The organism is Streptomyces sp. NPDC101181, assembly GCF_044767975.1.
In the GTDB taxonomy this organism is placed as follows: Bacteria; Actinomycetota; Actinomycetes; order Streptomycetales; family Streptomycetaceae; genus Streptomyces.
In genome coordinates this window covers 278,461-303,144 of the sequence record NZ_JBIWOX010000004.1, presented here as the reverse complement: position 1 = coordinate 303,144, position 24,684 = coordinate 278,461, and the positions used below count along the sequence as shown (strand labels likewise).

At 70.9% G+C, this 24,684-nt stretch carries 18 protein-coding genes; 14 read left to right on the top strand and 4 right to left on the bottom strand.

Annotated features, from left to right (window positions below; translation table 11 throughout):
* Nucleotides 1-21: 21 nt before the first annotated feature.
* From ACIRRU_RS09760 to ACIRRU_RS09750, 3 genes are all read right to left on the bottom strand, one after another.
* The gene (locus ACIRRU_RS09760) at nt 22-3,390 is read right to left on the bottom strand and encodes a hypothetical protein (protein WP_403678308.1); all 3,369 of its coding nucleotides are present in this window, start codon (nt 3,388-3,390) and stop codon (nt 22-24) included.
* A gap of 252 nt (nt 3,391-3,642) precedes the next feature.
* Nucleotides 3,643-4,671: a hypothetical protein gene (locus ACIRRU_RS09755; RefSeq protein WP_403678306.1), complete on the bottom strand. Its 1,029-nt coding sequence runs from the start codon at nt 4,669-4,671 to the stop codon at nt 3,643-3,645.
* Nucleotides 4,672-4,894: 223 nt separating this feature from the next.
* Entirely contained in the window at nt 4,895-5,281 is a 387-nt protein-coding gene (locus ACIRRU_RS09750; protein WP_403678304.1) for a peptidase inhibitor family I36 protein, read from the bottom strand.
* A gap of 556 nt (nt 5,282-5,837) precedes the next feature.
* Between ACIRRU_RS09750 and rplU the strand changes: the two genes are divergently transcribed.
* The 12 genes from rplU (at nt 5,838) to ACIRRU_RS09690 (ending at nt 23,082) form a co-directional block, all read left to right on the top strand.
* Entirely contained in the window at nt 5,838-6,158 is a 321-nt protein-coding gene (rplU, locus tag ACIRRU_RS09745) for a 50S ribosomal protein L21 (protein WP_006124389.1), read from the top strand.
* 14 nt (nt 6,159-6,172) lie between these two features.
* Complete coding sequence (gene rpmA, locus ACIRRU_RS09740) at nt 6,173-6,430, top strand: 50S ribosomal protein L27 (RefSeq protein WP_403678302.1); 258 nt, start codon at nt 6,173-6,175, stop codon at nt 6,428-6,430.
* Nucleotides 6,431-6,588: 158 nt separating this feature from the next.
* Nucleotides 6,589-8,025 carry a GTPase ObgE gene (gene obgE / locus ACIRRU_RS09735; RefSeq protein WP_403678300.1) on the top strand — a complete coding sequence of 479 codons (1,437 nt, stop codon included), beginning with the start codon at nt 6,589-6,591 and terminating at the stop codon, nt 8,023-8,025.
* A 468-nt stretch (nt 8,026-8,493) separates the two neighbouring features.
* Nucleotides 8,494-9,993, top strand: coding sequence for a D-ribitol-5-phosphate cytidylyltransferase (locus ACIRRU_RS09730; RefSeq protein ID WP_403678298.1), 1,500 nt, complete (start codon nt 8,494-8,496; stop codon nt 9,991-9,993).
* A gap of 227 nt (nt 9,994-10,220) precedes the next feature.
* Complete coding sequence (locus ACIRRU_RS09725; protein ID WP_403678296.1) at nt 10,221-12,320, top strand: hypothetical protein; 2,100 nt, start codon at nt 10,221-10,223, stop codon at nt 12,318-12,320.
* 180 nt (nt 12,321-12,500) lie between these two features.
* The gene (locus ACIRRU_RS09720; RefSeq protein WP_403678294.1) at nt 12,501-13,733 is read left to right on the top strand and encodes a glycosyltransferase family 2 protein; all 1,233 of its coding nucleotides are present in this window, start codon (nt 12,501-12,503) and stop codon (nt 13,731-13,733) included.
* A gap of 183 nt (nt 13,734-13,916) precedes the next feature.
* Complete coding sequence (locus ACIRRU_RS09715; protein ID WP_403678293.1) at nt 13,917-16,685, top strand: CDP-glycerol glycerophosphotransferase family protein; 2,769 nt, start codon at nt 13,917-13,919, stop codon at nt 16,683-16,685.
* 384 nt (nt 16,686-17,069) lie between these two features.
* Nucleotides 17,070-18,224, top strand: a complete 1,155-nt coding sequence (gene proB, locus ACIRRU_RS09710) for a glutamate 5-kinase (protein ID WP_403678291.1) — start codon at nt 17,070-17,072, stop codon at nt 18,222-18,224.
* Nucleotides 18,225-18,351: 127 nt separating this feature from the next.
* Nucleotides 18,352-18,843 carry a hypothetical protein gene (locus tag ACIRRU_RS09705; RefSeq protein ID WP_363199501.1) on the top strand — a complete coding sequence of 164 codons (492 nt, stop codon included), beginning with the start codon at nt 18,352-18,354 and terminating at the stop codon, nt 18,841-18,843.
* A gap of 340 nt (nt 18,844-19,183) precedes the next feature.
* A complete protein-coding gene (locus tag ACIRRU_RS09700; protein ID WP_403678289.1) occupies nt 19,184-20,467 on the top strand; it encodes a glutamate-5-semialdehyde dehydrogenase in 1,284 nt (427 codons plus the stop codon).
* Between the two features lie 371 nt (nt 20,468-20,838).
* Nucleotides 20,839-21,438, top strand: coding sequence for a hypothetical protein (locus ACIRRU_RS09695; protein WP_403678287.1), 600 nt, complete (start codon nt 20,839-20,841; stop codon nt 21,436-21,438).
* A gap of 486 nt (nt 21,439-21,924) precedes the next feature.
* Nucleotides 21,925-23,082, top strand: coding sequence for a hypothetical protein (locus ACIRRU_RS09690; RefSeq protein WP_403678285.1), 1,158 nt, complete (start codon nt 21,925-21,927; stop codon nt 23,080-23,082).
* Here ACIRRU_RS09690 and ACIRRU_RS09685 read toward each other — a convergent pair.
* Nucleotides 23,018-24,145, bottom strand: coding sequence for a M48 family metallopeptidase (locus ACIRRU_RS09685; protein WP_403678284.1), 1,128 nt, complete (start codon nt 24,143-24,145; stop codon nt 23,018-23,020). The two genes, ACIRRU_RS09690 and ACIRRU_RS09685, sit on opposite strands and share 65 nt — an antisense overlap.
* A gap of 111 nt (nt 24,146-24,256) precedes the next feature.
* Here ACIRRU_RS09685 and ACIRRU_RS09680 point away from each other — a divergent pair, with 111 nt between their 5' ends.
* Both ACIRRU_RS09680 and ACIRRU_RS09675 read left to right on the top strand, forming a co-directional pair.
* Nucleotides 24,257-24,409, top strand: a complete 153-nt coding sequence (locus ACIRRU_RS09680; protein ID WP_403678282.1) for a hypothetical protein — start codon at nt 24,257-24,259, stop codon at nt 24,407-24,409.
* Nucleotides 24,410-24,493: 84 nt separating this feature from the next.
* Entirely contained in the window at nt 24,494-24,655 is a 162-nt protein-coding gene (locus ACIRRU_RS09675) for a hypothetical protein (RefSeq protein ID WP_363199495.1), read from the top strand.
* Nucleotides 24,656-24,684 lie beyond the last annotated feature (29 nt).

Below are 24,684 nucleotides of genomic sequence, written 5' to 3'. Positions count from 1 at the left end.
GAGAACCACAGGACTGCCCGCCTACCAGGTGAGGCAGCCGACGACCGCGGTCACCGCATCGCTCACGGCGCCGGAGACATTCGCGCCGATTTCCTCAACCAGGCCGAACTTGCTGAACAGCCGACCCTTGCCGAAAAAGATGCCGCCGACCAGGAACAGCCCGAGTGCCTGGTGGAACTTGCTGCTGTCCCAGCCGTAGCCCCAGCCGCTCAGCCCCGCGCTGACCCCTTGGAGGCCCCAGGAGGTGACCCCGGCTCCGACGGCCAGCCCGCCGAGCACCGGTGAGGCCGGCGTGGGGAACATGGCCGCCACGCCGAGCACCACCGAGGCGGTGCCGAAGAGGGTGCTCCAGTGTCCGGTGGCCGACGCCCAGTCCCTGGGGTCTTTCATGTCCTTGGGCCACATGCCCAGCCACTTGGTGTCGCCGGTGTCGTCGTTCTCCGGCTTGTCGGCGGGGTTGGTGCCGTTCTGCTGGTGCTTCCGGGCTTCCTCAGCCGCAGTCTTCGCCGCCGCCGCGGCCTCGGCCTGCCGCTTCTGCGCCGCAATGGCGTGAGCCTGGCTGGCGGCCGCCGCGGCGGCCCGCGCGTCTTGACCCGCCTGCTGGGCGGAGGCCGCCGCCCGGGACGCGGAGGCCTGTGCGTCCACCGCGAAGGCCACGGCCTGCTGGGCCGAGGCCGAGGCCTGACGCATCGAATAGTTCGCCGACCGCGCCGCACCCCGCGCGGTCGTCGCCGCGGCACTCGCGTCCTTGGCCGACTGGGCTGCCGACGCCGCCGACTTGTCGGCGGCGTCCGCGTTCGCCTTCGCCTGAGCTGCCGAATTCGCGGCGTCCTTGGCGTAGGTGTCCGCCTTGGTGGCCCACTCGGCCGCTTCCTTGGCCGCCTGCCGGGCTTCGGCGGCCGCCTTGGAGGCGCGGGCCGCGTCCTCCAGAGCCTTCGCCGCGACCTTCGCCGCGTGCGCGAGGGTCGCCCGGATCGCGGAGACGTGGGTGGCGTGGTCGTGATCCAGGCGGGCGATGTTGAACTTGTCGCGCACCACGAAGGCGCGCCGCATCCGCGAGGAGCCCTCCAGGACGATCTGCGCGGCCGAGCGCATGTAGAGGCCGCCGGTCTCCAGAAGGCGGAACACCTCCACTTGGTCGTCCTCCTTCGTCGCCTCGGAGAGCTCGACGGTGAGGAAGTGATGCAGCGCCTGGGGCGTTCCGGCGTCCAGCGCCGCCTGGGCTTTCACCTTGACGGTCCGGCCCGGGTCCTGGGAGAGGATCTTGAAGACGGCGACCCGGTTCTCCACCGCCCCCGCCTCGACAGCCCCGGTCTCCAGGAAGGCGGTGGCCGCGTTGGGGTCGCTGTCGGTGAGCGCGCGCTCGGCGCCCTCGGAGACCCCGGCCGTCGAGGCCTGGGCCAGGGCGAGCACGTTCTCCCGGTCGTCCTGCTGCTGGGCGAGCAACCGGTCGGCGTCGATCCAGTTGGCCACGTCGTGCTCGGTGCCGGAGAGGGCGAACTCGGCCGCCCCCCGGGTCCAGGTGCCGGTGGAGTCCAGGAGCCGCACGGCCGCCCTGCGGCCGACCGTCACGGCGGACGCGGTGTTACCGGCAGCCAGGGCTGCCTCGGCGGTGGCGATGAGCCCCTTGATCTCGTCCGAGGTCTGGGCGGCCTGAGTGAGCTTCTTCTCCACCCGTGCGGCGTCTGCGGTCTCGGCCTCCGCCAGCGTCCGAGCTTCCAGGGCGCCGAGCTCGGTCTCCTCGGCGATCCGGTCGGTCTCCGCCTTCCGGGCCGCCGCTTCCACCTCGTGGGCCTCCTTGACGGCGTCGGCTGCGGTGTTGGCTGCCTCGACCGCCTGCTTCGCGTACTCCGTGGAGCGCTTGGCGTACTCGATCGCCTTACCGGCGTTGGCAGCAGCCTCCTCCGCCGCGGCTGCTGCCCTGTCGGCGTGAGCGGCAGCGCTGTTGGCCGCGTCACGAGCCACCCGGGCCGCTGCCGCAGCACGGTTCGCGAGGGTCTGGGCGGTGCCTGCGGCGCGACTCGCGCGGGCCGCGGCCGCATTGGCCTCGGCTGCGGCCTGGCGTGCCTTGGCGGCCTGGGACTGTGCTGCGCCCGCGGAGGCGGCGGCATCGGCCGACGCGTTGGCGGCCGCAGCGGCGTTGCGGGCCGCGCTCGCGGCGGCCGATCCGGCGGCGGATGCCTGGCTGGAGGCGGTGGCGGCGTAGTCAGCAGCCTTGGCAGCGGTACGTGCACGGGCGGCGGCGTTCCGTGCGCCCACGGCGGCCGAGCGGGCCGCGGCGGCCTTCGAGGCGTCCTTGGACGCGCCGATCGCGGCGTTGTAGGCGCCGGCGGCGGCGCTCCCGGCCGAGGCGGCGGCAGCGGCAGCGGCCTGTGCGGCCTGGGCGGCACGGCTGGAGGCGGCCTGAGCCGTACGGGAGGCGGCGATGGCGGTGTTGGCGGCGGACGCGGCCCCGCTCGCGGCGCTCGCGGCGTTGTTCGCCGCGTTGGCCGACTTGCGGACGTCCTGCTGGGCCGCCTTGGCCTCCTCCGCCGCCTTCAGGGCGGCGGCCTTGGCCTTCTCGGCGGCTTCCTTGGCGCGCTCGGAATAGGCGACGGCCTTGTCCGTCGTCTGCTTGGCGCGCTTACCCTCCCGCTCCACGATCGCGACCAGCTGTTCAATCGTCGCGGCTTCCTCGTCGCGGGCCCGCGCGATGTGCTGGCCGGAGGAGAGGAAGAGGCGGATCGCATCGGAGGACCCGACGTCCAGGGCGCGCTGAGCGTACTTCTTCACCTCGGGCGAGGCGGAGCCGAGCATGGTGAAGACCGCTACTCGGTCGTCCTCCTCCTGAGCGGTGTACTGGGTCGCGGTCAGGAAGGTCTCCAGCGCGTCCTTGGTGTCCGCATCCAGGGCCTTGGAGGCTTCCCGCTTCACGGCGGAGCCGCCGTTCTCCAGGGAGGAGAACACGGCCACTCGGAGGTCTTCCTTGATCGGCGCGCTGAAACCGTTGCTCAGGAACGCGGCGGTCGTGGCGTCCCCGCCTGACAGCGCCTCTCCGGCGCTCGTCTGCACGGACCGGCCTGCCTTGGAGAGGCTGGCCAGGATGGCGAAGCGGTTGTCCTCGGCGCGCGCCAGGGGAAGTTCGGTGGTGAGGAACGCGGAGAGAGCGGCCGGCGTGCCGACGAGCGCGGCCGCGGCCCCTTCGCGAACGGCGCGCCCACCGGTCTTGTAGGCCCAGACTGCCTTGCCTTGATCGGTGGCGGGGAGGCCGTTCTCCGGATCGCTGGGCGCCGTGGGCGCGGCGTGGGCGGGGGTGGCGCTGAGCGTGAGGATCGACGGTAGTGCGGGGGTCGCCGCGGTTCCCGCGACGGTGGCGAGTATCCGGCGTCTGCTCCATAGCGAAGGCGACAAAACGTAAATCCTGCCTGTTCTGGGTATGTTGGTGCAGACATGCGCACATTCCCCAACTGCTGCCATATGTGGCGCTGAAGGGAAACGTGGCGTGTCGCGATTTCACGGAGACATTACCTGCACCGCACAGAGGTTCACGAATCGTCAAAAGTTTCTTCACAAAACGGCGTTAAAAATGGCGCGAACCCCCCCCGTCCCGGGCTGAGTTCCTCGCATCGGAGGATCTCAGCCCTCGCATGACGGACAAAGCGGTCAGCGTCGGCGGAAGTTGTTGAACGCGATTCCGTTGGTGAGCGAGGTGACCCCGCTCTGCACCCCGTCGATCTTCACCGTCTGGCCGGAAACGTGTTTCAAGTAGACGCGCAGGAGAAAGGTCCGGGTGCCACAGGCTGGGTCGATGGGGATGTCGGACAGACTGGAGTAGGTGACCGCGTGGTGTGCGTCATCGGTGATGGTCCGGTCCGCGGCGAAGGTATGGGTCCTGCACGCGCGGGCGGCGGAGTCGAGCTGCACGAGCTCGAAGCGGGTGTGAACGACAGCGTTCCGGCCGCGCGGATAGACGTGCATGGTGCTCGCACAGGACGCCGTTCCCCGATAGCACGTCGTCAACTCGACATTGGCCTGTGCCGACACCGTGACCGCGTCCGGATGTGCCTGCCAGGTGTGGACCGGCGTTCCGTCGTCGTGGAAGACCCACGCCTCCCGGGCTGCGGCTCCGTCGCCCACGTAGGTGCAGCCACCAGCTGCGTCGGCGCTCTCGCAGGCGCCGTTCTGCCACCAGTGCGCGCCCAGTTGGTCCGCGTCGTCCGTTTCCAGCCAGGTGTTGTCCGCCACCGCGGTCAGGTGATAGGTGCCCGGCAGTGTCGAGTAGGCGGTGCCTTGCAGAACGCAGGTGTAGTCACCCGCGGCTGGTGCGGTGAAGAGCAGGTCGGCGTAGAGCGGGAGATGACCCGGTTTCGCGTAGGTAGTGGTGTCGTTGCCCTCATGGTTGCGGGCCGAGGCGGCGACGACGGGCACCGTGCTTCCGGACGCGTTCAAGCACCGGATGCGCTGGGTCATGCCGACGATCCCGGTCGTGCTGCTCGTGGCCTCCAGACGGCCGCGCAGGTGGCGCTTCTCTCCGGCGGCCAGCGTCATTGTCCTCCGCAGCAGGTCGACCGTGACCCCGCGCGGAATGTCGGTGTCGGTGGTCAGGGTGGTTCGGGTGACACTGCCGGGCCCTGCCGCGGCGGGAGCGGACCAGAGCGGCACCAGCGTCAGCGCGAGGACGGCGATGAGCACCGTGCGGGCGAGTCTCGGTGTGGAGGGCATACGGATAGGAGTTCCTGTCTCGGTGCGAGCGCTTCGGGGCGTCCGGGCGCGGAGAATCCGGACCCCGAGCGGCCGACGTGGCGAGCGCTCGGGGTCCGGACCGCGCTGCTGTCACAGGCGTGCGCCGCGGATCAGGCATTTTGCCTTACTGGCGGACTTTCCCAATGAACGCGTGGCGCTCGCAGTGCGTGGATCAGGGCGTCGCGGACCCCAGGCAGACCTTGTCGTACTGGCCGCCTCCGACCGGTGTTCCGATGTCGCTGCTGAAGCCGCCGGCCGGCAGGGTGCGCACCGCGGTGTAACCGCTTCCGCTGTTCTTCTTCCACACCTTGGCGGTGACGGAGGAGTTGCTCACGTACGACCTGATGCTCCCGAAGGCAACGGTGTTCCACGGGGTGAAGCAGGCGTTGGTGCTGGCGCTGGTGATCCGGTCCCCGGTGAAATCGGTCCCGTCGTAGATGCACAGACGTGCGGCCGGGCAGTCGTCCGCCGCCGAAGCGGGGGTTGCCGACATGGCTATTCCGCTTCCCGCGAGGGCGAGAACGGACAGGGCTGCCGCGGACTTTCTCTTCCAGTTCATGCGAAACCTCTCTCGTGACGCGAGCAAATAATTCTGGCCAACCCCGCGAATGAGCGTCTTGAAAAACCCGCCGGTCATTCGCAAGCTTCCTGGGTGTTTGCGCTTAGGCCTCGCGTTGATACTTCCCGATGGCAGGGGAGTTCAGCAACCTCTTTTAGCGCTGCGGAAAGTGTGGGTGTGGAAACAAGCCGTCGGCGACACTGAAATCGGCCCGATTTTCTCTTTGCCTGACAGGGCTTGCCGAATGTGCTCAACGTATTCGTGCCCGGAGGCTGCAATTCCGGAATGCCCCACTGGCTCCGTCGGCCCGTGTCCCCCCCCGGCTGCCCCGAGCAGCGGCCCGGACCCGGTTTGACCCCCGTCACTCCGCCCCGTAACCTCGTCCATCGGTGTGTTTCCTTAACGCGCCTACCCCTGAGCACATCCCTCCCGGTAACGGTCGGTGTTCGCGCCGTCCGTCGGGAGAGGCCGCTCATCCTTCCGGATCGACTCGGGCCCCCGGCCCGTGCGGGCGGCTGGCATCAGGGGTTCCGTTCCGAGCGAGAGAGAGATCCGCGTGTACGCCATCGTGCGCAGCGGTGGTCGCCAGCACAAGGTTGCTGTCGGCGACATCGTTGAGGTTGACAAGATTTCCACCGCCAAGGTTGGCGACACGGTCGAGCTCTCGACCCTGCTCGTTGTCGACGGTGACTCGGTCACCAGCGACCCGTGGGTGCTGGACGGGATCAAGGTCACCGCCGAGATCGTGGACCACCACAAGGGCGCGAAGATCGACATCCTTCGCTACAAGAACAAGACCGGCTACCGCCGCCGCCAGGGTCACCGCCAGCAGTACACGGCGATCAAGGTCACCGGTATCCCCACGGCTGCGAAGTAAGGGACTGAGAAGATATGGCACACAAGAAGGGCGCATCGTCCACTCGGAACGGGCGCGACTCCAATGCTCAGCGGCTCGGCGTGAAGCGCTTCGGCGGCCAGGCCGTCAACGCCGGTGAGATCCTGGTCCGCCAGCGCGGCACCCACTTCCACCCCGGCACGGGCGTCGGCCGTGGCGGCGACGACACGCTGTTCGCGCTGACCGCCGGTGCGGTCGAGTTCGGCAAGCACCGTGGCCGCAAGGTCGTGAACATCGTTCCGCTCGCCGTCTGATCCTTTTCGACGCGCGCAGAACGGCACACAGCACCTTCCGAGGGCGGATCTCAGCTTTCCCGGCGAACGGGGAAGCGGGTCCGCCCTCGGCGTGTTACGACAGAGACAATTCCGCTTTTTCCGCTGTACCTGCACCTGCTCATCTGGAGGCACCCACCATGACCACCTTCGTGGACCGCGTCGAGCTGCATGCCGCCGCGGGTAACGGAGGCCACGGCTGCGCCTCCGTCCACCGTGAGAAGTTCAAGCCGCTCGGTGGCCCCGACGGGGGCAACGGCGGACGCGGCGGCGACGTGATCCTCGTCGTCGAACAGTCCGTGACCACGCTGCTCGACTACCACCACCACCCCCACCGCAAGGCCACCAACGGCCAGCCCGGCGCGGGTGACAACCGCTCCGGCAAGGACGGCCAGGACCTGGTCCTGCCCGTCCCCGACGGTACCGTCGTCCTGGACAAGGCCGGGAACGTGCTCGCCGACCTCGTCGGCCACGGCACCACCTTCGTCGCCGGTCAGGGCGGCCGCGGTGGCCTCGGCAACGCGGCACTGGCCTCCGCCCGCCGCAAGGCTCCCGGCTTCGCGCTGCTGGGGGAGCCGGGGGAGAGCCGGGACATCGTCCTGGAGCTCAAGACCGTCGCCGACGTGGCCCTGGTGGGCTACCCGAGCGCGGGCAAGTCCTCGCTGATCTCGGTGCTCTCCGCCGCCAAGCCGAAGATCGCGGACTACCCGTTCACCACCCTCGTGCCGAACCTCGGCGTCGTCACCGCAGGCTCCACCGTCTACACCATCGCCGACGTCCCCGGCCTCATCCCCGGCGCCAGCCAGGGCAAGGGGCTCGGCCTGGAGTTCCTGCGCCACGTCGAGCGCTGCTCGGTGCTCGTGCACGTCCTGGACACCGCCACCCTGGAGTCCGACCGCGACCCCGTCTCCGACCTCGACATCATCGAGGAGGAGCTGCGCCAGTACGGCGGCCTGGAGGACCGGCCCCGCATCGTCGCCCTCAACAAGGTCGACATCCCCGACGGCCAGGACCTCGCCGACATGATCCGCCCCGACCTGGAGGCCCGCGGCTACCGCGTCTTCGAGGTCTCCGCGATCGCGCACAAGGGCCTCAACGAGCTGAGCTACGCGCTCGCCGGGATCATCGCCGAGGCCCGCGCCGCCAAGCCGAAGGAGGAGGCGACCCGGATCGTCATCCGCCCCAAGGCCGTCGACGACGCGGGCTTCACGGTCACCGCGGAGGACGAGAACCTCTACCGTGTGCGCGGCGAGAAGCCCGAGCGCTGGGTGCGCCAGACCGACTTCAACAACGACGAGGCCGTCGGCTATCTGGCCGACCGGCTCAACCGCCTCGGAGTCGAGGACGAGCTGGTCAAGGCCGGTGCGCGGGCAGGTGACGGGGTCGCCATCGGGCCCGAGGACAACGCGGTCGTCTTCGACTGGGAGCCGACCATGCAGTCCGGCGCCGAGATGCTCGGCCGCCGCGGCGAGGACCACCGCATGGAGGCCCCGCGCCCGGCGGCGCAGCGCCGCAAGGACCGCGAGGCCGAGCGCGACGACGCGCAGCAGGAGTACGACGAGTTCGACCCCTTCTAGGCCGTCGGGCCTCAGGCCTCCGGTTCCGGACCTCCGGTTCCGGGCCTCTGGTTCTCGACCCCCGGTTCCAGGCCTCTGGGGCACGCGGGCGCCGAGGACCTGGTGGGCCGCCCCCTCGGGTGCCCCGGTCGCCGGGGCGTCCCGCTCGACCGCCCCCGCCCGGGATCCGACCGGCGCTCCGCCCGCGGCCCGCCTCTCCGGAGGCGGGCCGTCCGGTAGCCTCGGGCGCGGGTGCCGGAAGGTTTTCGCCGGTCACACCGGGTGTACGTGCCTCAGATGTGCGGATTACGCAACAGCTCTGTGGGTTCGCTCACCCCGTGTGCCGGCCCGGCGGCGCCCAACCTCCCTGGCCAGAGGGTTAACTGCGGGTATCCGCAGGGCGAGCTGCGGACGACGTCCACCTTGCGAGACGGTCACGGAGAGTGCGACCATCACACTGTTCCCCCGTCATAGCAAGGTAGGTCGTCTGTGTCTGTGCCGCATGAAGCCAAGCCCCGGACCACAGCGGTCGTGCTCGCCGGTGGGACCGGCCAGCGCGTGGGCCTGGCGATCCCCAAGCAGCTGCTGAAGATCGCCGGTAAGGCCGTCATCGAGCACACGCTGACGATCTTCCAGAACGCCGAGGAGATCGACGACGTCATCGTGCTGATGGCGCCCGGATTCGTGCCCGACGTCGAGAAGATCGTCGCGAAGGCCGGACTGGACAAGGTCACCCGCGTCATCGAGGGCGGGAACACCCGCAACGAGACCACCGAGCGGGCCATCGCGGCCCTCGGTGAGGGGCTCGCCGACGGCGAGGACCGCAACGTCCTCTTCCATGACGCGGTCCGCCCCCTGCTGTCACAGCGTGTGATCAAGGACTGCGTCGACGCGCTCGACCGCTACCAGGCCGTCGACGTCGCCATCCCGTCCGCGGACACGATCATCGTGACCCGTACGCACGGTGAGGACGGCGAGTTCATCACCGACGTGCCCGACCGCTCCCGGCTGCGCCGCGGCCAGACACCGCAGGCCTTCAAGCTCTCCACCATCCGCAAGGCCTACGAGGTCGCGGCGGGGGACCCCAACTTCCAGGCCACCGACGACTGTTCGGTCGTCCTCAAGTACCTCCCCGACGTGCCGATCCACGTGGTCGCGGGCGACGAGTACAACATGAAGGTGACCCAGCCGGTCGACGTCTTCATCACCGACAAGCTCTTCCAGCTGGCCTCCACCGCCGCCCCGCGCCAGGCCGACGAGGCCGCCTACCGGAAGCTGCTCACCGGCAAGACCCTCGTCGTCTTCGGCGGCTCGTACGGTATCGGCGCCGACATCGCCGCCCTGGCCGAGAGCTACGGCGCGAAGGTCTACGCGCTCGGCCGCTCCACCACGGGGACGCACGTGGAGAACCCCGAGCACATCGACGACGCGCTCTCCACGGCGTACGGCGAGAGCGGACGGATTGACTACGTCATCAACACCGCGGGCGTGCTGCGGATCGGCAAGCTGGCCGAGACCGACAACACGACGATCCAGGAAGCGCTGAACGTCAACTACCTGGCTCCCGTCCAGATCGCCCGCGCCTCCTACAAGTATCTCGCCGAGACCCAGGGCCAGTTGCTGCTCTACACCTCCAGCAGCTACACCCGCGGCCGCGCCGAGTACAGCCTGTACTCCTCGACCAAGGCCGCCATGGTCAACCTCACCCAGGCGCTCGCCGACGAGTGGGCCGGGGAGGGCATCCGGGTGAACTGCGTGAACCCGGAGCGCACCGCGACGCCCATGCGGACCAAGGCGTTCGGCCAGGAGCCCGAGGGTTCGCTGCTCTCCTCCCAGGCCGTGGCGCGCACCTCGCTGGACGTCCTGCTCTCCGCGCTGACCGGCCACGTCATCGACGTACGGCAGCAGGATCCGACCGCGGGCGCCGCCGAGTCCTCCGGGTTCGAGCAGGCGCTGGCCTCGGTGCTGGACCGTCAGGAAGATGTGTAATAATTCTTGACAAATGTGCTTTTTCGGGCCTCTGCTATCGCTTCACGCGAGCGCAGAGGCCCGAATGCGTGAAGCCGCACCTTCACATTTCCCTCAATAGGTGATTCAACCGGCACCCCCCTGGAGCAGGTTCTTCCGTGATCTCGAAAGCCATTCGCCTGGCCCGTGTGGGCAGCAGGTCAGAACTGGCGGCAGCAGTGTTGATGGGGCTGGGATATCCCTGCGTCATGCTCGCCGCGCTCATTCCGAACGTCTGGTTCTTCGCGGCGGCCACGGCTGTCACGTATGCCGCGGACTGGCATCTGCACCAGCGGGGGAGCTATCTGATCAACCGGCTCGGCAAGGTGCGGGCCGGACTGTCCATCCGGTTCCTGCTGCGCCAGCTGATGCTCATCCTGCTGCTGGCCCGGCTGGATCTCGCGGAGGAGCCGCTGTTCTACACGGCGGTCGCCTGCTTCCTGCTCTTCTACGGCCTCCAGGCGCCGCACGGCGCGCTGACGACCCTGATCCGGCTCCGCCGCACCATGCCGGTGGTCACCCGGAACGTGGACCTGCACGCCGTCCGCATCCCGGACGCCCCGCCGGGCGCGCTGCTGCGGCGCTCCGCCGAGAAGATGCTGCACCTGGACATCCCGGCCGTGGCCGGCATCCTGATCGCCGCCGGGACCGGTGAGGATCTCGTCGGCTACGCGGGCATCGGCCTGACGCTCCTGCTGGCGCTGCTCTACCTGGTGGCGCTCGTCCCCTACGTGCGCCGCGGCCGTCTGGTGCCGCCGGCACCCGCCGTGCTCAAGGCCGTCGACAGCTGGCTGCGCGCCTACCAGCCGACCGTGGTGCTCTACTTCTCCGGCTCCAACGAGTCCGCCTACCAGGGCAACATGTGGCTGGAGACCATGGCCCGTGTCGAGGGGCGGCCGCTGATCATCATGCGGGAGCGCGGTCTCGTCCCGCAGCTGGCCGAGTCGTCCGTCCCGGTCATCTGCGTCCCCGCGGGCACCCACCTGATGAACCTGGACCTCTCCACCGTCCGGGTCTGCCTCTATCCGGCCAACGTCGGCAAGAACATCCACATCCTGCGTGTCCCGACCATGAAGCACGTCTTCATCGGCCACGGCGACAGCGACAAGCTCGCCAGCGTCAACCCGTTCTCCAAGGTCTACGACGAGGTGTGGACGGCGGGCCGCGCCGGGCGCGACCGCTACGCCCTGGCGGACGTGGGCGTGCGCGACGAGGACATCGTCGAGGTCGGCCGCCCGCAGCTGGAGCCCATCGAGAGCTGGACCGGCGCGGTCAGGAACCCCGTACCGACCGTGCTGTACGCGCCCACCTGGGAGGGCTGGGACGACAATCCGGGCAACACCTCCCTCCTGCTGGCGGGCGAGAACATCGTGCGGCGGCTGCTCGGCGCCGACCGGCCGGTCCGGATCATCTACAAGCCGCACCCCTTCACCGGCATCCGCAGCGCCAAGGCCAAGGCCGTCAACGCCCGTATCCGGGCCATGCTGGAGAAGGCCGCCGCCGAACGCGCCGCCGAGCCCCGCTGGGCGAAGGAGGCCGCGTCGAGCGCCGCCGGGCGGGCCGCGGCCCAGGCCGAGATGGCCCGGATCGAGACGCGCATCGCGCGGCTCGCGGCCACCGGCCGTTCCGGCGGCGACGAGGCCGAGGAGTCGCGGGTCTCGCTCGCCGACCCGGCCCGCGAGGCCGAGGCGGCCCAGCTGCGGGCCGCGTGGAACGACGCCTACTGGCGCTCCTTCGGCTGGTGGGAGCACCGTACGGTGACCGGCGCGCAGCCCAGGCTGTACGACTGTTTCAACGAGTCCGACGCGATGGTCTCGGACATCTCCAGCGTGGTCTCCGACTTCATCGCGAGCGGCAAGCCGTACGCGGTCACCGACTCCGCGGGGCTCGGAGCCGAGGAGTTCAAGCGGCAGAACACCGCCGTCCGGGCCGCGGTCATCCTCTCCAACAGCGCCGAGGAGGTCGACGCGCTGCTCGCCGCGGTGGCCGACCCGGCGGCCGACAGCCTGGCCGAAACCCGCCGGGAGCTGAAGACCTACCTCCTGGGGCCGGACGAGCCGACGTCCATGGAGCAGTTCAACGCCGCCGTACGGGCGCTGGCCGCCAAGGCCGAGGCCCGCAACCAGGGTGTCGCCCAGCGGCTCGGCGAGCAGCCCCTCGCCGCCCCGGAGGCGGAGGCAGCGACCAGCGGCGCCGGGACCGCGGACCCGCAGGCCGTCGCCGAGGCGGACGCCGCGGCGAACCCGGACGTCCCGGACGTGCCCGACGCCGAAGGCGCCGTCACCGGGGGAACCTCGCCCGTGCGCTGACCCCGCACATCCGGCCAACCCTGGCACACCTGATCGAAATGGCCGAAACCGAGGCAACCCCGATCGCGACCCGTACGTCTCTCCTCCGGGAGGGGTGTACGGGTCGTTCGGCATGGTGATGCACAAAAGGTGCAAAGTCGAGCAATCCGCCTTCTTTCGTGATCCAATCGACAGGTGCACATGGCCGACATGCCCAGGAAGAACCACGAGCCCGATGTCAGTGTGATCATCGGTGCTTATGACGCTATGCCCTACCTGGTCCGGTGCCTGGAGTCCGTCGAGGCGCAGACCATCGGCGCGGACCGGATGGAGATCGTCGCGATCGACGACGGCTCCACCGACGGCACCGGCGAGTATCTGGAGGATTTCGCCGCCCGGACCGCCGTCCCCGTACGGGTCGTCCGGCAGGAGAACTCCGGCGGTCCCAGCGGCCCGCGCAACCGCGGACTCGCCCTCGCCCGCGGCCGGTACGTCTTCTTCCTCGACGCCGACGACTACTTCGGCGAGGAAGCCCTGGAGCGCATGGTCGCCATGGGGGACCGGGCGGGCACGGACGTGGTGCTCGGGAAGATCGTCGGCGTCAACCGCGGTGCCGCCAAGTCGATGTGGAAGGAGACCGTCGAGCGCGCCGACCTGTACTCCTCCAACATCAAATTCACCCTCAGCGCGCAGAAGCTCTTCCGGCGCGACCTCCTCGTACGCCTCGGCATGAGTTTCGACGAGAAGCTGAAGACCGGCGAGGACGCGCTGTTCACCATGGAGGCGTATCTGCGCGGCAACGGAGTCTCCGTCGTCGCCGACTACACCTGCTACTACCTGGTGGGCCGCGAGGACCGCAACCAGATGACCAAGAAGGGCGGTTACCAGCGCCGCTTCGACTCGGCCCGCGCGCTCATGGGGCTCATCGCCGAGTACGTACCGCCGGGCCCCCGCCGCGACGCGCTGATGATACGGCCGTTCGTCATCACGCTGCTGCCCCAGTTCGGCCCCGGACTGGTGAAGCAGAAGCCCGCGGTCCACGACCGCAAGATGGCCCTCGCCGCCCCCCTGATGAAGGCGTACTGGACCCCCGGGGTCAGCCGCGGCCTCAAGGTGAACGAACGGCTGCGGCTGATGTGCGTCGCCGAGGGGCGACTCGACCTCCTCCTGGACATCGCGGCCTTCCTGCGCGACAAGAAAGAGCCGGAGGTTCTCCACCGCGACGGCCGCGTCCTGCTGGCCTACCCGCACTTCGGCGACGGCGCCCCGCTCCCCGACCAGGCCTACGAGGTCACCGTCACCGAGTGGGCCGGCGGCCGCCGGATCGAACCGCCGCGGACGCGGCCCCGGGTCTCGTTCGCCCGACGGGCGGTCCGCAAGGCCCGCCGTACCCTGCTCAGCGCCCTGCGCGCCCCCCGCGCCCACCGCGTCTGACCACCCGGCCGGGGAGCCCGGCAGCCGCACGCCCGCCCCGGAGAGTGACCGGGGCGGGCGATTCTGTGAGGGGAGTCACGTCATACTGTTGGGCAACCGTGAGACCGTTGGAGCAGTCTCATTAACGCCCCGTCTTCCTGGGGTTCACCTTCTGCACGTCCCCCCGGAAAGGCCCTTTCTCCCGTGGCGTCCCTCGAAGCGATCCCCGACGAGCTCAGCCGGCTCATGAAGTACTTCCCGGAGACCCCGGCCGAGGAGCGCGCGGCCTTCCACGGCGCGGCCCGGGACTTCCTGGACCGCGCCGCCCCCAAGCTCGTACGGAAGTTCTCCCCGATGGCCCGGGTCAAGTGGCACCTGGCGGCCAGCGGGCGCGGCGACGAACTGGTGGAGCTCCTGCACCACGAGCGGGAGAACCCGGGCGCCTTCTCCGTCCGCGGCCTGCGGCGCGCCCGCATCGAACTGCCCGGCGTCGAAAGCTCCTCGCTGCCCTCCTCGGTGCGCAACTTCAACCGCAGTGAACTGCCCGTACGCGGCAAGCTCCTCGACCTCGTCTGGGAGGACGGCAAGCTCCTCGTCAAGGGCTACGCCTACATCCCCAACGTCCCCTCGGCCACCGGCAAGCGCTCGCTGCGCGTCGCCGTGCTCCGCCGCCAGGGCAGCCGCTCCACCCTCCCGCTGCGCCTGCGCACGGTCCGGGAACCCCTCGCCACCACGGAGGCCAAGGGCGCCCTGCACCACTACGACTGGTCCGGCTTCGAGATCGGCGTCGACCCGGCCCGGCTCCGCGTCCGCGGCCAGTGGCAGCCCGGCACCTGGCGCCTGGGCATCGGTATCCCGCGCCCCGGCGGCATGTCGGTCGGCGGCATCACCAAGAACAACGCGGGCGCCGCCGGACACAGCCTCACCCGGGTCCTGGACGACGGGGTGCGCCTCGTCGCCGGATTCGACCGCAACCGCCTCAAACTCTCCGTGGACGTCGTCCCCGCCGAGATCATCGCCCAGGAGTCCGACGGCGAGAGCCTCACCGTCACCCTGCGATCCCGCGTCACCACCCCTGCGGGCAAGTACCCCACCGTCCTGCGGATCGACCACGAGGCGAGCGGCTTCGCCACCGACCTCCCGCTCCAGCAGGGCGGGACCGGCGCCGACGGCTGGCTCCGCCACACCGCCCGGCTGCCCCTGGCCGGGCTGCCCGCCGACGCCGTACAGCCCGGCACGTCCGTCAAGTACCGGGCGCTCATCGTCTTCGCCGACGGCACCACCCGCCGCGCCACCAACGGCACCGGGCCCGTCACCGGCGTCCACCCGCTGCCCGGGGGCCGCGAACTGGCCCTCATCACCGACGGCGCGGGCAACTTCACCCCGCAGCTGCGCACGGTCCAGCCGGTCGTCGACGCCGTCGAGTGGACCGCCGACGGCGAACTCGTCCTGAGCGGCGCCTACACCGGCCCGGCCGAGCAGATGACGATGGTCCTGCGCCACACCGGCCGCAACGAGGACCGCCCGCTGCCCGTCGAGTTCGCCGAAGGCCGCTTCACCGCCCGGCTGCGCCCGGACTCCATGCCCAGCTACGAGGGGACCGTGCCGCTTCGCGCCGGCCGCTGGATGCCGCGACTGCGCCGGACCACCGAGTGGGACCACACCCACGACCTCCCCGTCACCCTCCGCCCCGACCTCGTCGGCACGCTCCCGCTCGCCCACCAGGGCGAGCACCGCACGTACACCGTCGAGCGGGTCGACTTCGACCGGATCTTCGTGGAGTCGGGGCCGGTCCTCGACCCGGAGCTGCGCGGCGCCTACCGTCAGCGCCTGATGCGCGACGTCTACACCCCCGAGCAGCGCGAACTCCCGCTGCGCGAGGCCGTGCTCTACAACAGCTTCGGCGGCAAGCAGTTCTCCGACTCGCCCCGCGCGGTCTACGAGGAGCTCAAGCGCCGCGGCACCGACGTCGAACACATCGCGATGGTCCACGATCAGCAGGTCGTGCTGCCGCCCGGCGTCCGGGGCGTCGAATGGGGCAGCAAGGAGTGGTACGAGGCACTGGCCCGCAGCCGGTACGTCGTCACCAACGGTGGCATCCGCGAATGGTTCGTCCGCCGCGAGGGCCAGGTCGTCGTCCAGACCTGGCACGGCACCCCGCTCAAGCGCATCGGCGCCGACCTCCTCGGCACCCCCAAGGCGAACCTGGCCTACATCGCGAGCCTCCCGCAACGCTCGCGCCAGTACAGCCTGTTCATCACGCCGAACGCCTTCACCACCCCGATCATGACCAACGCCTTCCGCCTCCAGTGCGAGGTCCTGGAGGCGGGCTACCCGCGCAACGACGTCTTCCACGCCCCCGACCGTGTCAAGCGCGCCGCGGCCGTACGCGAGAAGCTCGGCATCCCCGCGGGCAAGAAGGTCGTGCTGTACGCCCCCACCTGGCGCGACGACCAGCGCTACGGCGGCCGTCGGTTCAAGCTCGACAACCAGATCGACGTGGAGGCGGCCCGGCGCGAACTCGGCGAGGACCACGTGCTGCTCTACCGCAAGCACCACAAGGTCCTGGACTCCATCCCCGGCGCCGGCCAGGGCTTCGTCCACGACGTCACGTACTACCCGGACATCGCCGACCTCTACCTGATCGCCGACGTGCTGATCACCGACTACTCCTCGGTGCTCTTCGACTTCGCCCACTCCGGGCGGCCGATGCTCTTCTTCACGTACGACCTCGAGCACTACCGCGACACCCTGCGCGGCTTCTACTTCGACTTCACCTCCCGCGCCCCGGGCCCGCTGATCAAGACCTCCGAGGACCTGGTCGCCGCGATCCGGAACATCGACGCGGTGAGCGAGGAGTACGAGGAGAAGTACGCCCAGTTCCGGGTCGACTTCTGCGAGCCCTCCGACGGCCGCGCCGCCGCCCGGGTCGTCGACCGGATGCTCGCCGTCAAGGACGAGCAGGAGAGCTGAACCACCGGCCGCCCACCGGCCGTTCGCCTTCCCGCTGGGGCGTTTGCCTTCCGGCCGGGGCGTTCCCCCTCCCGCTGGGGCGTTCCCTCTTCCGCCGGGGGAGGCGGGCGTCCACCGGCCGTCCCGGGCCTGCGCGGGGAGGTCCACCGGTCGCTCCCGGTCGGCACCCGACGCCCACCGGTCGCTCCTGGCTCGCCCCGGACGTCCACCGGGCGGAACGGGGGGCGGCGGGGGTGGCCGCTCGCGTACTGTGACGTGCCGGGGGCGGCGCCGGGAGCTGTCGCCCGGATCAGCCCGACCCCCGCAGGTCCGGGCCGGTCCGGCCGGAAGACGCCGAGGCCCCCGTCGGACACGACACCGGGGCGATCCAGAGCGAGGAAGCACGTGGCAGAGCAGAGGCCGTCGCACCGCGAGACGGCAGTGACCGGCGCCCGCAGGATCGTCGTCAAGGTCGGCTCCTCCTCGCTCACCACGGCCTCCGGCGGCCTCGACGCCGACCGTGTCGACGCCCTCGTCGACGTCCTCGCCAAGGTCAGGGACGGCGGCGAACGGGAAGTCGTCCTCGTCTCCAGCGGGGCCATCGCCGCCGGACTCGCCCCGCTCGGCCTGGTCCGCCGCCCCAAGGATCTGGCCCGCCAGCAGGCTGCCGCCAGCGTCGGACAGGGCCTCCTGGTGGCCCGCTACACCGCCTCCTTCGCCCGCTACGGCGTCCGCGTCGGCCAGGTGCTCCTCACCGCCGACGACACCAGCCGCCGCGGCCACTACCGCAACGCCTACAGCACCCTCGACAAGCTCCTGGAGATGGGCGCCGTCCCCGTCGTCAACGAGAACGACACCGTCGCCACCGACGAGATCCGCTTCGGCGACAACGACCGGCTCGCCGCCCTCGTCGCCCACCTCGTCCACGCCGACCTGCTCGTCCTGCTCTCCGACGTCGACGGCCTCTACGACGGGCCGCCCGGCACCCCCGGCGCCTCCCGGATCACCGAGGTCACCGGCCCCGAAGACCTCGTCGGCGTCACCATCGGCAGCGCCGGCAGGGCGGGCGTGGGCACCGGCGGCATGGTCACCAAGGTCGAGGCCGCCAACATCGCCACCGCCGCCGGGGTGCCCGTGGTCCTCACCTCCGCCAGCCGGGCCGCCGACGCTCTCGCGGGCCGCGACACCGGCACTTACTTCCACCGCACCGGCCGCCGCTCCGCCGACCGGCTCCTGTGGCTGGCCCACGCCTCCACCCCGCAGGGTGCGCTCACCCTCGACGACGGCGCCGTACGGGCCGTGGTGGACCGGCGCACCTCGCTGCTGCCCGCCGGAATCTCCGCCGTCGAGGGCGAGTTCAGCGCCGGGGACCCGGTCGAGCTGCGCGACCTGCGCGGCACCCCGGTCGCCCGCGGGCTCGTCAACTTCGACGCGAAGGAGATCCCCCAGCTCCTCGGCCGCTCCACCCGCGATCTGGCCCGCGAACTGGGGCCCGCGTATGAGCGCGAGATCGTACACAGGGACGATCTCGTCATCCTCACGCCTCGCCTCACCCCCTGAAACGGCTGAAAGTCCCGCTCTGCGGCAGTGACCTTTACCAAAACCGCCCCACGCCCGGCTGTGGACTGGTCCACTTTGTAGCGGGGAAACAGGGGACCGCACAGCGACACATCACAGGAGGCCACCGGTGAGACGAGCGCGCCCGGGGGCGCCGCCCCGAGGCACGGCCAGCCGCGCCCTGACGAGTGTCGGAACGGGAGCGGATCTCGACCGGAATCCGCTCCCGGCCGACACCGCCGCGCAGGAGCCGGTCACGACGGCGAAGGAGGAGCCCCCGCCGTCGAAGCTCTGGCACATCACCCTCAGCGTCTCGGGCGCCGAGACTCCGCTGGGGGAGGTCAGACGCGGCCTGGAACAGCTCGCGCACGACCATCCCTTCCTGCTGACCAGCCGCTACGCGGGCGACCACGCGGAGATCCGCTACTGGGAAGAGGCCCGCGACCTCCACGACGCGGCCGCTGTCGCGCTGCGACTGTGGGGCGAGCACCGCTCCACCGCCCAGCTCCCGCCCTGGAAGATTGTCGGCCTCGAAGTCATCGACCGCGAGACCTACCACCAGCGCATCGCCGAGGGCTACGGCCCGCCGCCCGCGGCCCCCGTGGGAGTACACCCGTACTGACCGCGGGCGGCCGCCGGGCGAGCCGGTCGGGCGGCCGCCGGGCCCGGCTCGCGGGCGACGTCCCGTGGGTGGGCGGTGGGAGGTGGGCCGGTGGCCCGGGGCCGTCGGCTCGGAGCCGAGCGGTCGGGCGAGCCGGTCGGGCGGATGCTCGGGGCCTTGGGGTCGGGGCCCTGTGCCCGGTGACCGTCGGGCCGGGGCCTTCGGCTCGGAGCTGGGGCCTGTGCCCGGTGACCGCCGGGCACAGGGTCCCTGCGCCGGTGCGGTGTCCGACCCCCGGTCGGCCGTCTCGCATCACGGGATACGTGACGGATGCCCGCAGAACGCGCATTACCCTGCGGGCATGACCACGCTCTCGCCCTACGACAACCTCTCGCCGGTCACCCGGACCGCCTACCGGGCCCGCGCTGCCGCCGCCGACATCGCGCCACTTCCGCGCGCGGCCAAGGACGACGCGCTCCTGGCCATCGCCGACGCCCTGGAAGTGCGCACCGCCGAGATCGTCGAGGCCAATGCGAAGGACGTCGAGCGAGCCCGCGAGGCGGGGACGAGCGAAGGCATCATCGACCGCCTCACCCTCACGCCGGAACGGCTCCGCGCCATCGCCGCCGACGTCCGGGACGTGGCGGCCCTGCCCGACCCGGTCGGCGAAGTGGTGCGCGGCTCGACGCTGCCCAACGGCATCGACCTCCGCCAGGTCCGGGTCCCGCTCGGCGTGGTCGGCATCATCTACGAGGCCCGCCCGAACGTCACCGTGGACGCCGCGGCCCTCTGCCTGAAGTCCGGCAACGCGGTCCTGCTCCGCGGCTCATCCTCCGCCTACGCCTCCAACACCGCTCTGGTCCGCGTCCTGCGCGACGCGGTCGGCGGCTCGGGCCTGCCCGCCGACGCGGTGCAACTCGTCCCGGGCGAGAGCCGCGACTCCGTACGCGAACTGATGCGGGCGCGCGGCCTGGTCGACGTCCTCATCCCGCGCGGCGGCGCCTCGCTGATCCGCACGGTCGTCGAGGAGTCCACCGTCCCCGTCATCGAGACCGGCACCGGCAACTGCCATGTCTACGTCGACGCCCAGACGGACCTGGCCATGGCGGTCGACATTCTCGTCAACTCCAAGGCCCAGCGCCCCAGCGTCTGCAACGCAGCCGAGACCCTGCTCGTCCACAAGGACGTGGCGGACGCCTTCCTGCCGCTGGCCCTGGACGCCCTCGCCGAGGCCGGGGTCACCGTCCACGGCGACGAGCAGGTCCTGGCCCGCGCCGAGGGCTCGAAGGCCACGGTGGTCGCGGCGACGACGGAGGACTGGGAGACCGAGTACCTCTCGTACGACATCGCCGCCGCGGTCGTCGACTCCCTGGACGCGGCGGTCGCGCACATCCGGCTCTGGTCCTCCGGCCACACCGAGGCCATCGTCACCACCTCGCAGGCCGCCGCCCGCCGGTTCACCCAGTTGGTGGACTCGACAACGGTCGCCGTGAACGCGTCCACCCGCTTCACGGACGGCGGACAGTTCGGCTTCGGCGCCGAGATCGGCATCTCCACCCAGAAGCTGCACGCCCGCGGCCCGATGGGCCTGCCCGAGCTGACCTCGACCAAGTACATCGTCACGGGCGACGGCCACATCCGCTGACCATCGCCCCCCGCCGCACCCGGCCCTGGGGACCGGCCCCCTCCGGCCGGGAGGCGGCGGCGCAGGGGAGGGGCCGGGGCTACGGGGGCCGGGGCGGGCGACCCCGGCGGCGCCCCGGCGAGGAGGACCCGGATGGCGGAGGCCCGCCGGTGGGCCAGGGACGCAGACCCGGATGGCGGGGCCCGCCGGTGGCGGCCCGGCGACGAACACCCGCATGGCTGTGGCCCGTGGACGGCATCGGGACGGCTGGTACACCCACAGGTGAGGCCCCCCGGACGCGGGCCGCTCCCGACCGCATGTTCCCCTCCTCCCCGCCGGGGGAGTTTTCGGGGTCCCTGCCGAAATGGTCCCGACAGGGCTACGCTGAAACCGTGCCGGACGACGTGGGGGGCAAGCCGTTCCCGGACGGCTGGGAGCCCGACGACGACCGCGGGGGCGCGGACGAGGACTTCGCCACCGTGGTGTTCGACGAGGACTTCGTCCGGGCCGCGACCGTCCATGAACCCACCGCTGTGGAGCGCCTGCTCGCGGCCGCCGAGGCCCGCGCCGAGACAGACGCGGCCCGTGACCGCCGCAGCCGCCGGGGCGACGACGATCTCTACGACGAGCCCGGCTTCCACGGCGGGTCTCGCGGCTATCACGACCCCCAGGACCTCGACTACGACCCCGGCTACGGCGACGACGAGTACGACGGCCCCGCGGCTGACCCCTACGGCCGTCACGGCGGCTCCCTGCGCCCCTACCGGAACTCCGCCCGCTGGCATCGCCCGGTCGCCTGGCTGCTGGCGCTGGTGATGGGCGTCGGCATGGTCGCCCTCGCCTTCACCGCCGTGTACCGCGGTGCCTCGGCCAACCGTCAGGACCAGATGCCGCCCCCCGCGACCAGCGGCGTCGACAAGCCCGGAGCCGCTCCCTCCGCCTCCGCCGACTACTCCCGCCCGGTGGTCTCGGCCGAGCCCCGCCTCCCCTGATCAAGGTTTGACCACACGGACCCCCTGACCCTGACCGAGGTCCGGCCACGCGGACCCCCCTGACCGCCGCTTCGCTCACCCTTCGGGCCACAGAGCCGCTGGCACCGGGCCGCTCGCCCCCTCCTGGGCCGTCGGGCCGCAGACTGGTTGCCCCGTGTGCCGCACCCCGGCCTCCCTGGTGCCGTTCGCCCGGCTGCCCTAACCCCTCCCCGCCATTGCCGGCCGTCGTCGTCCCTTGTTCACGCCACCCCTCACCCCCCATGCGCCCCAGCGTTCGGCCGTGGTCCCGCCCGGCCCTCCCGTCACCCGTTCGCCGGTGCCCACACCGGCAGTTCCCCTCGCTCTCCGCGTTTACGTACGTGGCAATCGACCTACCCTCAAGGTGTGACCCCTCGTTCCCAGGGGGGCTTCTCGCTGCCGGACGTCGCTCGGCCGAAGCAGACCGTTGCGCACCGGACCGACGGTGTGGGGATCGGGAGAGAAGTCATGACAGGCCGCTCAGAACCGCCGGACGGCCCGCCCGAGAACCCCGCGGGCGGCGAGGACGAATACCGCTCCCTCGTCTTCGACGAATCGTTCGTCCAGGCTGCCCGTATGCAGGAGTACTCGGCCCAGGAGCGGATGGGCGACCACGCCCGTGCGGTCCGCGCGCTGCCCGAGCCACCGGTCGTCGTCCGCAGCGGCGGCTCCCGGACCGCCATAGCGCTGATCGTCCTGATCGCCCTGGCTTTCACCCTCGCCGTCTACATAGGTTTCCGCAGCCCCTACCCCCAGCCCGCGCCCCGGCGGGCCGAACCGCTGAGGACCACCGTCGTCCCCCTGGCCCCGCGAGGTGCCGTCCCCGGCGGATCACCCGAGCGGCTGTACGCGACCGGACCGGCCGCCGCGAGCCGGACGGGCGCGGAGGGGATCAACTTCCCCGCCGTGCGTCGTACGCAGAACTTCTCCGACAGCCAGATCACCGCCGCTCTCGCCACGGTCAAGGACTACCTGGTGGTGTCATCCCTGGACCCCGACGTCCTCACCGGCGCCGTCCGCAGGCCCGTCGAGCATCTCCTCGATCCCGATCAGCACACCCAGTTCGAACAGAGCCTGAGCACCCCCGCGGACGACGGGCGCCGCGCCGCCACCGGCTGGCTGGTCCGCTTCGATCCGTCCCACGCGGAACTCGCCGACCAGCGGATCCGGGTCCAGGGAACGCTCCGGTACGAGGAGGAGGCCGCCGGGGTCCTGGGGGTCGTCTCGGACCACACGTTCACCTATGCTCTGCGTCCGGCGAACGGGCCTGACCGGGAGGACGGCGCCTCGTTGTTCACTGTGCGGCGCGAACTGCATTTCCGCTTCGACCGGGAGGACCTCCGCCTCCACCGACTGGAACTGCGCACCGCCTACGTCCAGGCCGGGCCGCACTCCTGCTCGGTGGACGCGGCCGGTTCCTTTCGCCCCCTCCTCGCCGGGGAGCGGCCGGACGACCGCGGCCCCGCCGCCACCGACCCGTACGCCACGGGCCGGCCCACCGCTGCCCTGTGCGGGACCCTGGCCACCGTCGGCTCCTCGGCGCCGGCCCCGGGGCCCTCGGCTAGTTCCCCGAGCTCCCCTCCTCGGGGTCCTGAGGCCGGCGCGATGTCCCGTCCCCGCCCGTAGCGGAGTCTCCGGCCGGGCCCTGCGCCCCGCCCTTTGCGCCCCCGGCACCGGTGAACCTGTCGCGCAGCTTGCCGCCGAGGTCCCCCGCGCCTCCGGCGATGTCACCCACCAGCTTCATCAGCGGGTCCTTGCTGGTGCGCACGGTGTCGGCGTAGTGCGTGGCGGACTCCCGGAACGAGTCCGTCACGGACGTGTCCTTGTCCTCGTCGCGGCGGGGGTAGTGGCCGTCCATGATCCGCTGGAAGTCGCGGGTCTCCGACCACTTCTTCAGCTCGGCGGCGCGCACCGCGGTGAACGGGTGCGTCCGGGGCAGCACATTGAGGATCTTGAGGACGGAGTCGCGCAGGTCGCCGGACTTCTCGTACTCGTCGGCCTGGGCGAGGAAGGCGTCCACGTTCATCTCGTGGAGGTGGTTGCCACCGGCGATCTTCATCAGGCCGCGCATCGACGCCTGGGTGTCCTGGCCCACCAGCAGCCCGGCCCGGTCGGCGGACAGCTCCGACTTGCGGAACCACTCGCGCAGCGCGGTCACGATGGCCATGATCGCGACATTGCCCAGCGGGATCCAGGCGACCTTCACCGCCAGGTTGGTCAGGAAGAGCAGAATCGTCCGGTACACCGAGTGGCCGGAGAGCGCGTGGCCCACCTCGTGGCCCACCACCGCCCGCATCTCCTCCTCGTCGAGCAGCTCGACCAGGCCGGTGGTCACCACGATGATCGGCTCGTCCAGCCCGATGCACATGGCGTTGGGCTGCGGGTCCTGCTTGACGTACATCGGCGGGACCTTCTCCAGGTCCAGGATGTAACACGCGTCCCGCAGCATGACGTTGAGATGGGTGAACTGGGCGTCGCTCACCCGGACGGAGTCGGACAGGAACAGCAGCCGCAGGCTGCGCTCCGGAAGCAGCCCGCTGAGCGCCTTGAACACGGTGTCGAACCCGGTCAGCTTGCGCAGGGCCACCAGGGCCGAGCGGTCGGCGGGGTGCTCGTAGGCCCGGGAGGAGATCCCGGGGAATCGCCTGCGCTGCCTGCTCGGCACGTGCTCGTGACTGGTGTCGGTCATGGATGGCCCCCTGTTCGTACGAGACGTCGCTCGTCCCCCGGACAAAAACCAGCCTATGCGCTGGCGCTACGGTGTGCGGGGGGCTGTGGATAACTACAAGGAGCGCCCGAAATGCCGCACATCGCCGTACTGCTCGCCGCCGTGTCCGAGGAGCAGGGACCTGGTGACACCTTGAGGATCGTGCTGCTCGTGTCGATTCTCGGCGCGGTGCTGCTGGCCTGGTTCCTGCTGCGCGGATACCGCAACAACGACGACAACGACTGAGTCGGCGTGAGCGTGCCCGAGGGCCCCGCATACGATGTGCCTGACGTCTTCCTTCCGCCTCACGATCGATAGGTCCTGCCGAAGATGAGCCTCACGAGCACCGCACACGAGCTGGTCACCCTTGCCTCCGGAGGGGAGGGCGGCGGCAATCACGAGAGCCTCAACCCCTACCTCGTCGGCGGTCTGGCCTTCCTCGCGCTGATGTTCCTGCTCTGGGTCACCACCCGCTTCAACCGCGACCGCTGAGTCGGAGGCGTACAGCCGTGCCAGTAGGC

Bases quoted from the DNA above. Each gene is read 5' to 3' on its own strand.
- ACIRRU_RS09750 (WP_403678304.1), bottom strand. From the start codon at position 5,281: ATGAACTGGAAGAGAAAGTCCGCGGCAGCCCTGTCCGTTCTCGCCCTC.
- rpmA (WP_403678302.1), top strand. From the start codon at position 6,173: ATGGCACACAAGAAGGGCGCATCGTCCACTCGGAACGGGCGCGACTCC.
- obgE (WP_403678300.1), top strand. From the start codon at position 6,589: ATGACCACCTTCGTGGACCGCGTCGAGCTGCATGCCGCCGCGGGTAAC.
- ACIRRU_RS09725 (WP_403678296.1), top strand. From the start codon at position 10,221: ATGCTCGCCGCGCTCATTCCGAACGTCTGGTTCTTCGCGGCGGCCACG.
- ACIRRU_RS09720 (WP_403678294.1), top strand. From the start codon at position 12,501: ATGGCCGACATGCCCAGGAAGAACCACGAGCCCGATGTCAGTGTGATC.
- ACIRRU_RS09700 (WP_403678289.1), top strand. From the start codon at position 19,184: ATGACCACGCTCTCGCCCTACGACAACCTCTCGCCGGTCACCCGGACC.
- ACIRRU_RS09690 (WP_403678285.1), top strand. From the start codon at position 21,925: ATGACAGGCCGCTCAGAACCGCCGGACGGCCCGCCCGAGAACCCCGCG.
- ACIRRU_RS09685 (WP_403678284.1), bottom strand. From the start codon at position 24,145: ATGACCGACACCAGTCACGAGCACGTGCCGAGCAGGCAGCGCAGGCGA.
- ACIRRU_RS09680 (WP_403678282.1), top strand. From the start codon at position 24,257: ATGCCGCACATCGCCGTACTGCTCGCCGCCGTGTCCGAGGAGCAGGGA.
- ACIRRU_RS09675 (WP_363199495.1), top strand. From the start codon at position 24,494: ATGAGCCTCACGAGCACCGCACACGAGCTGGTCACCCTTGCCTCCGGA.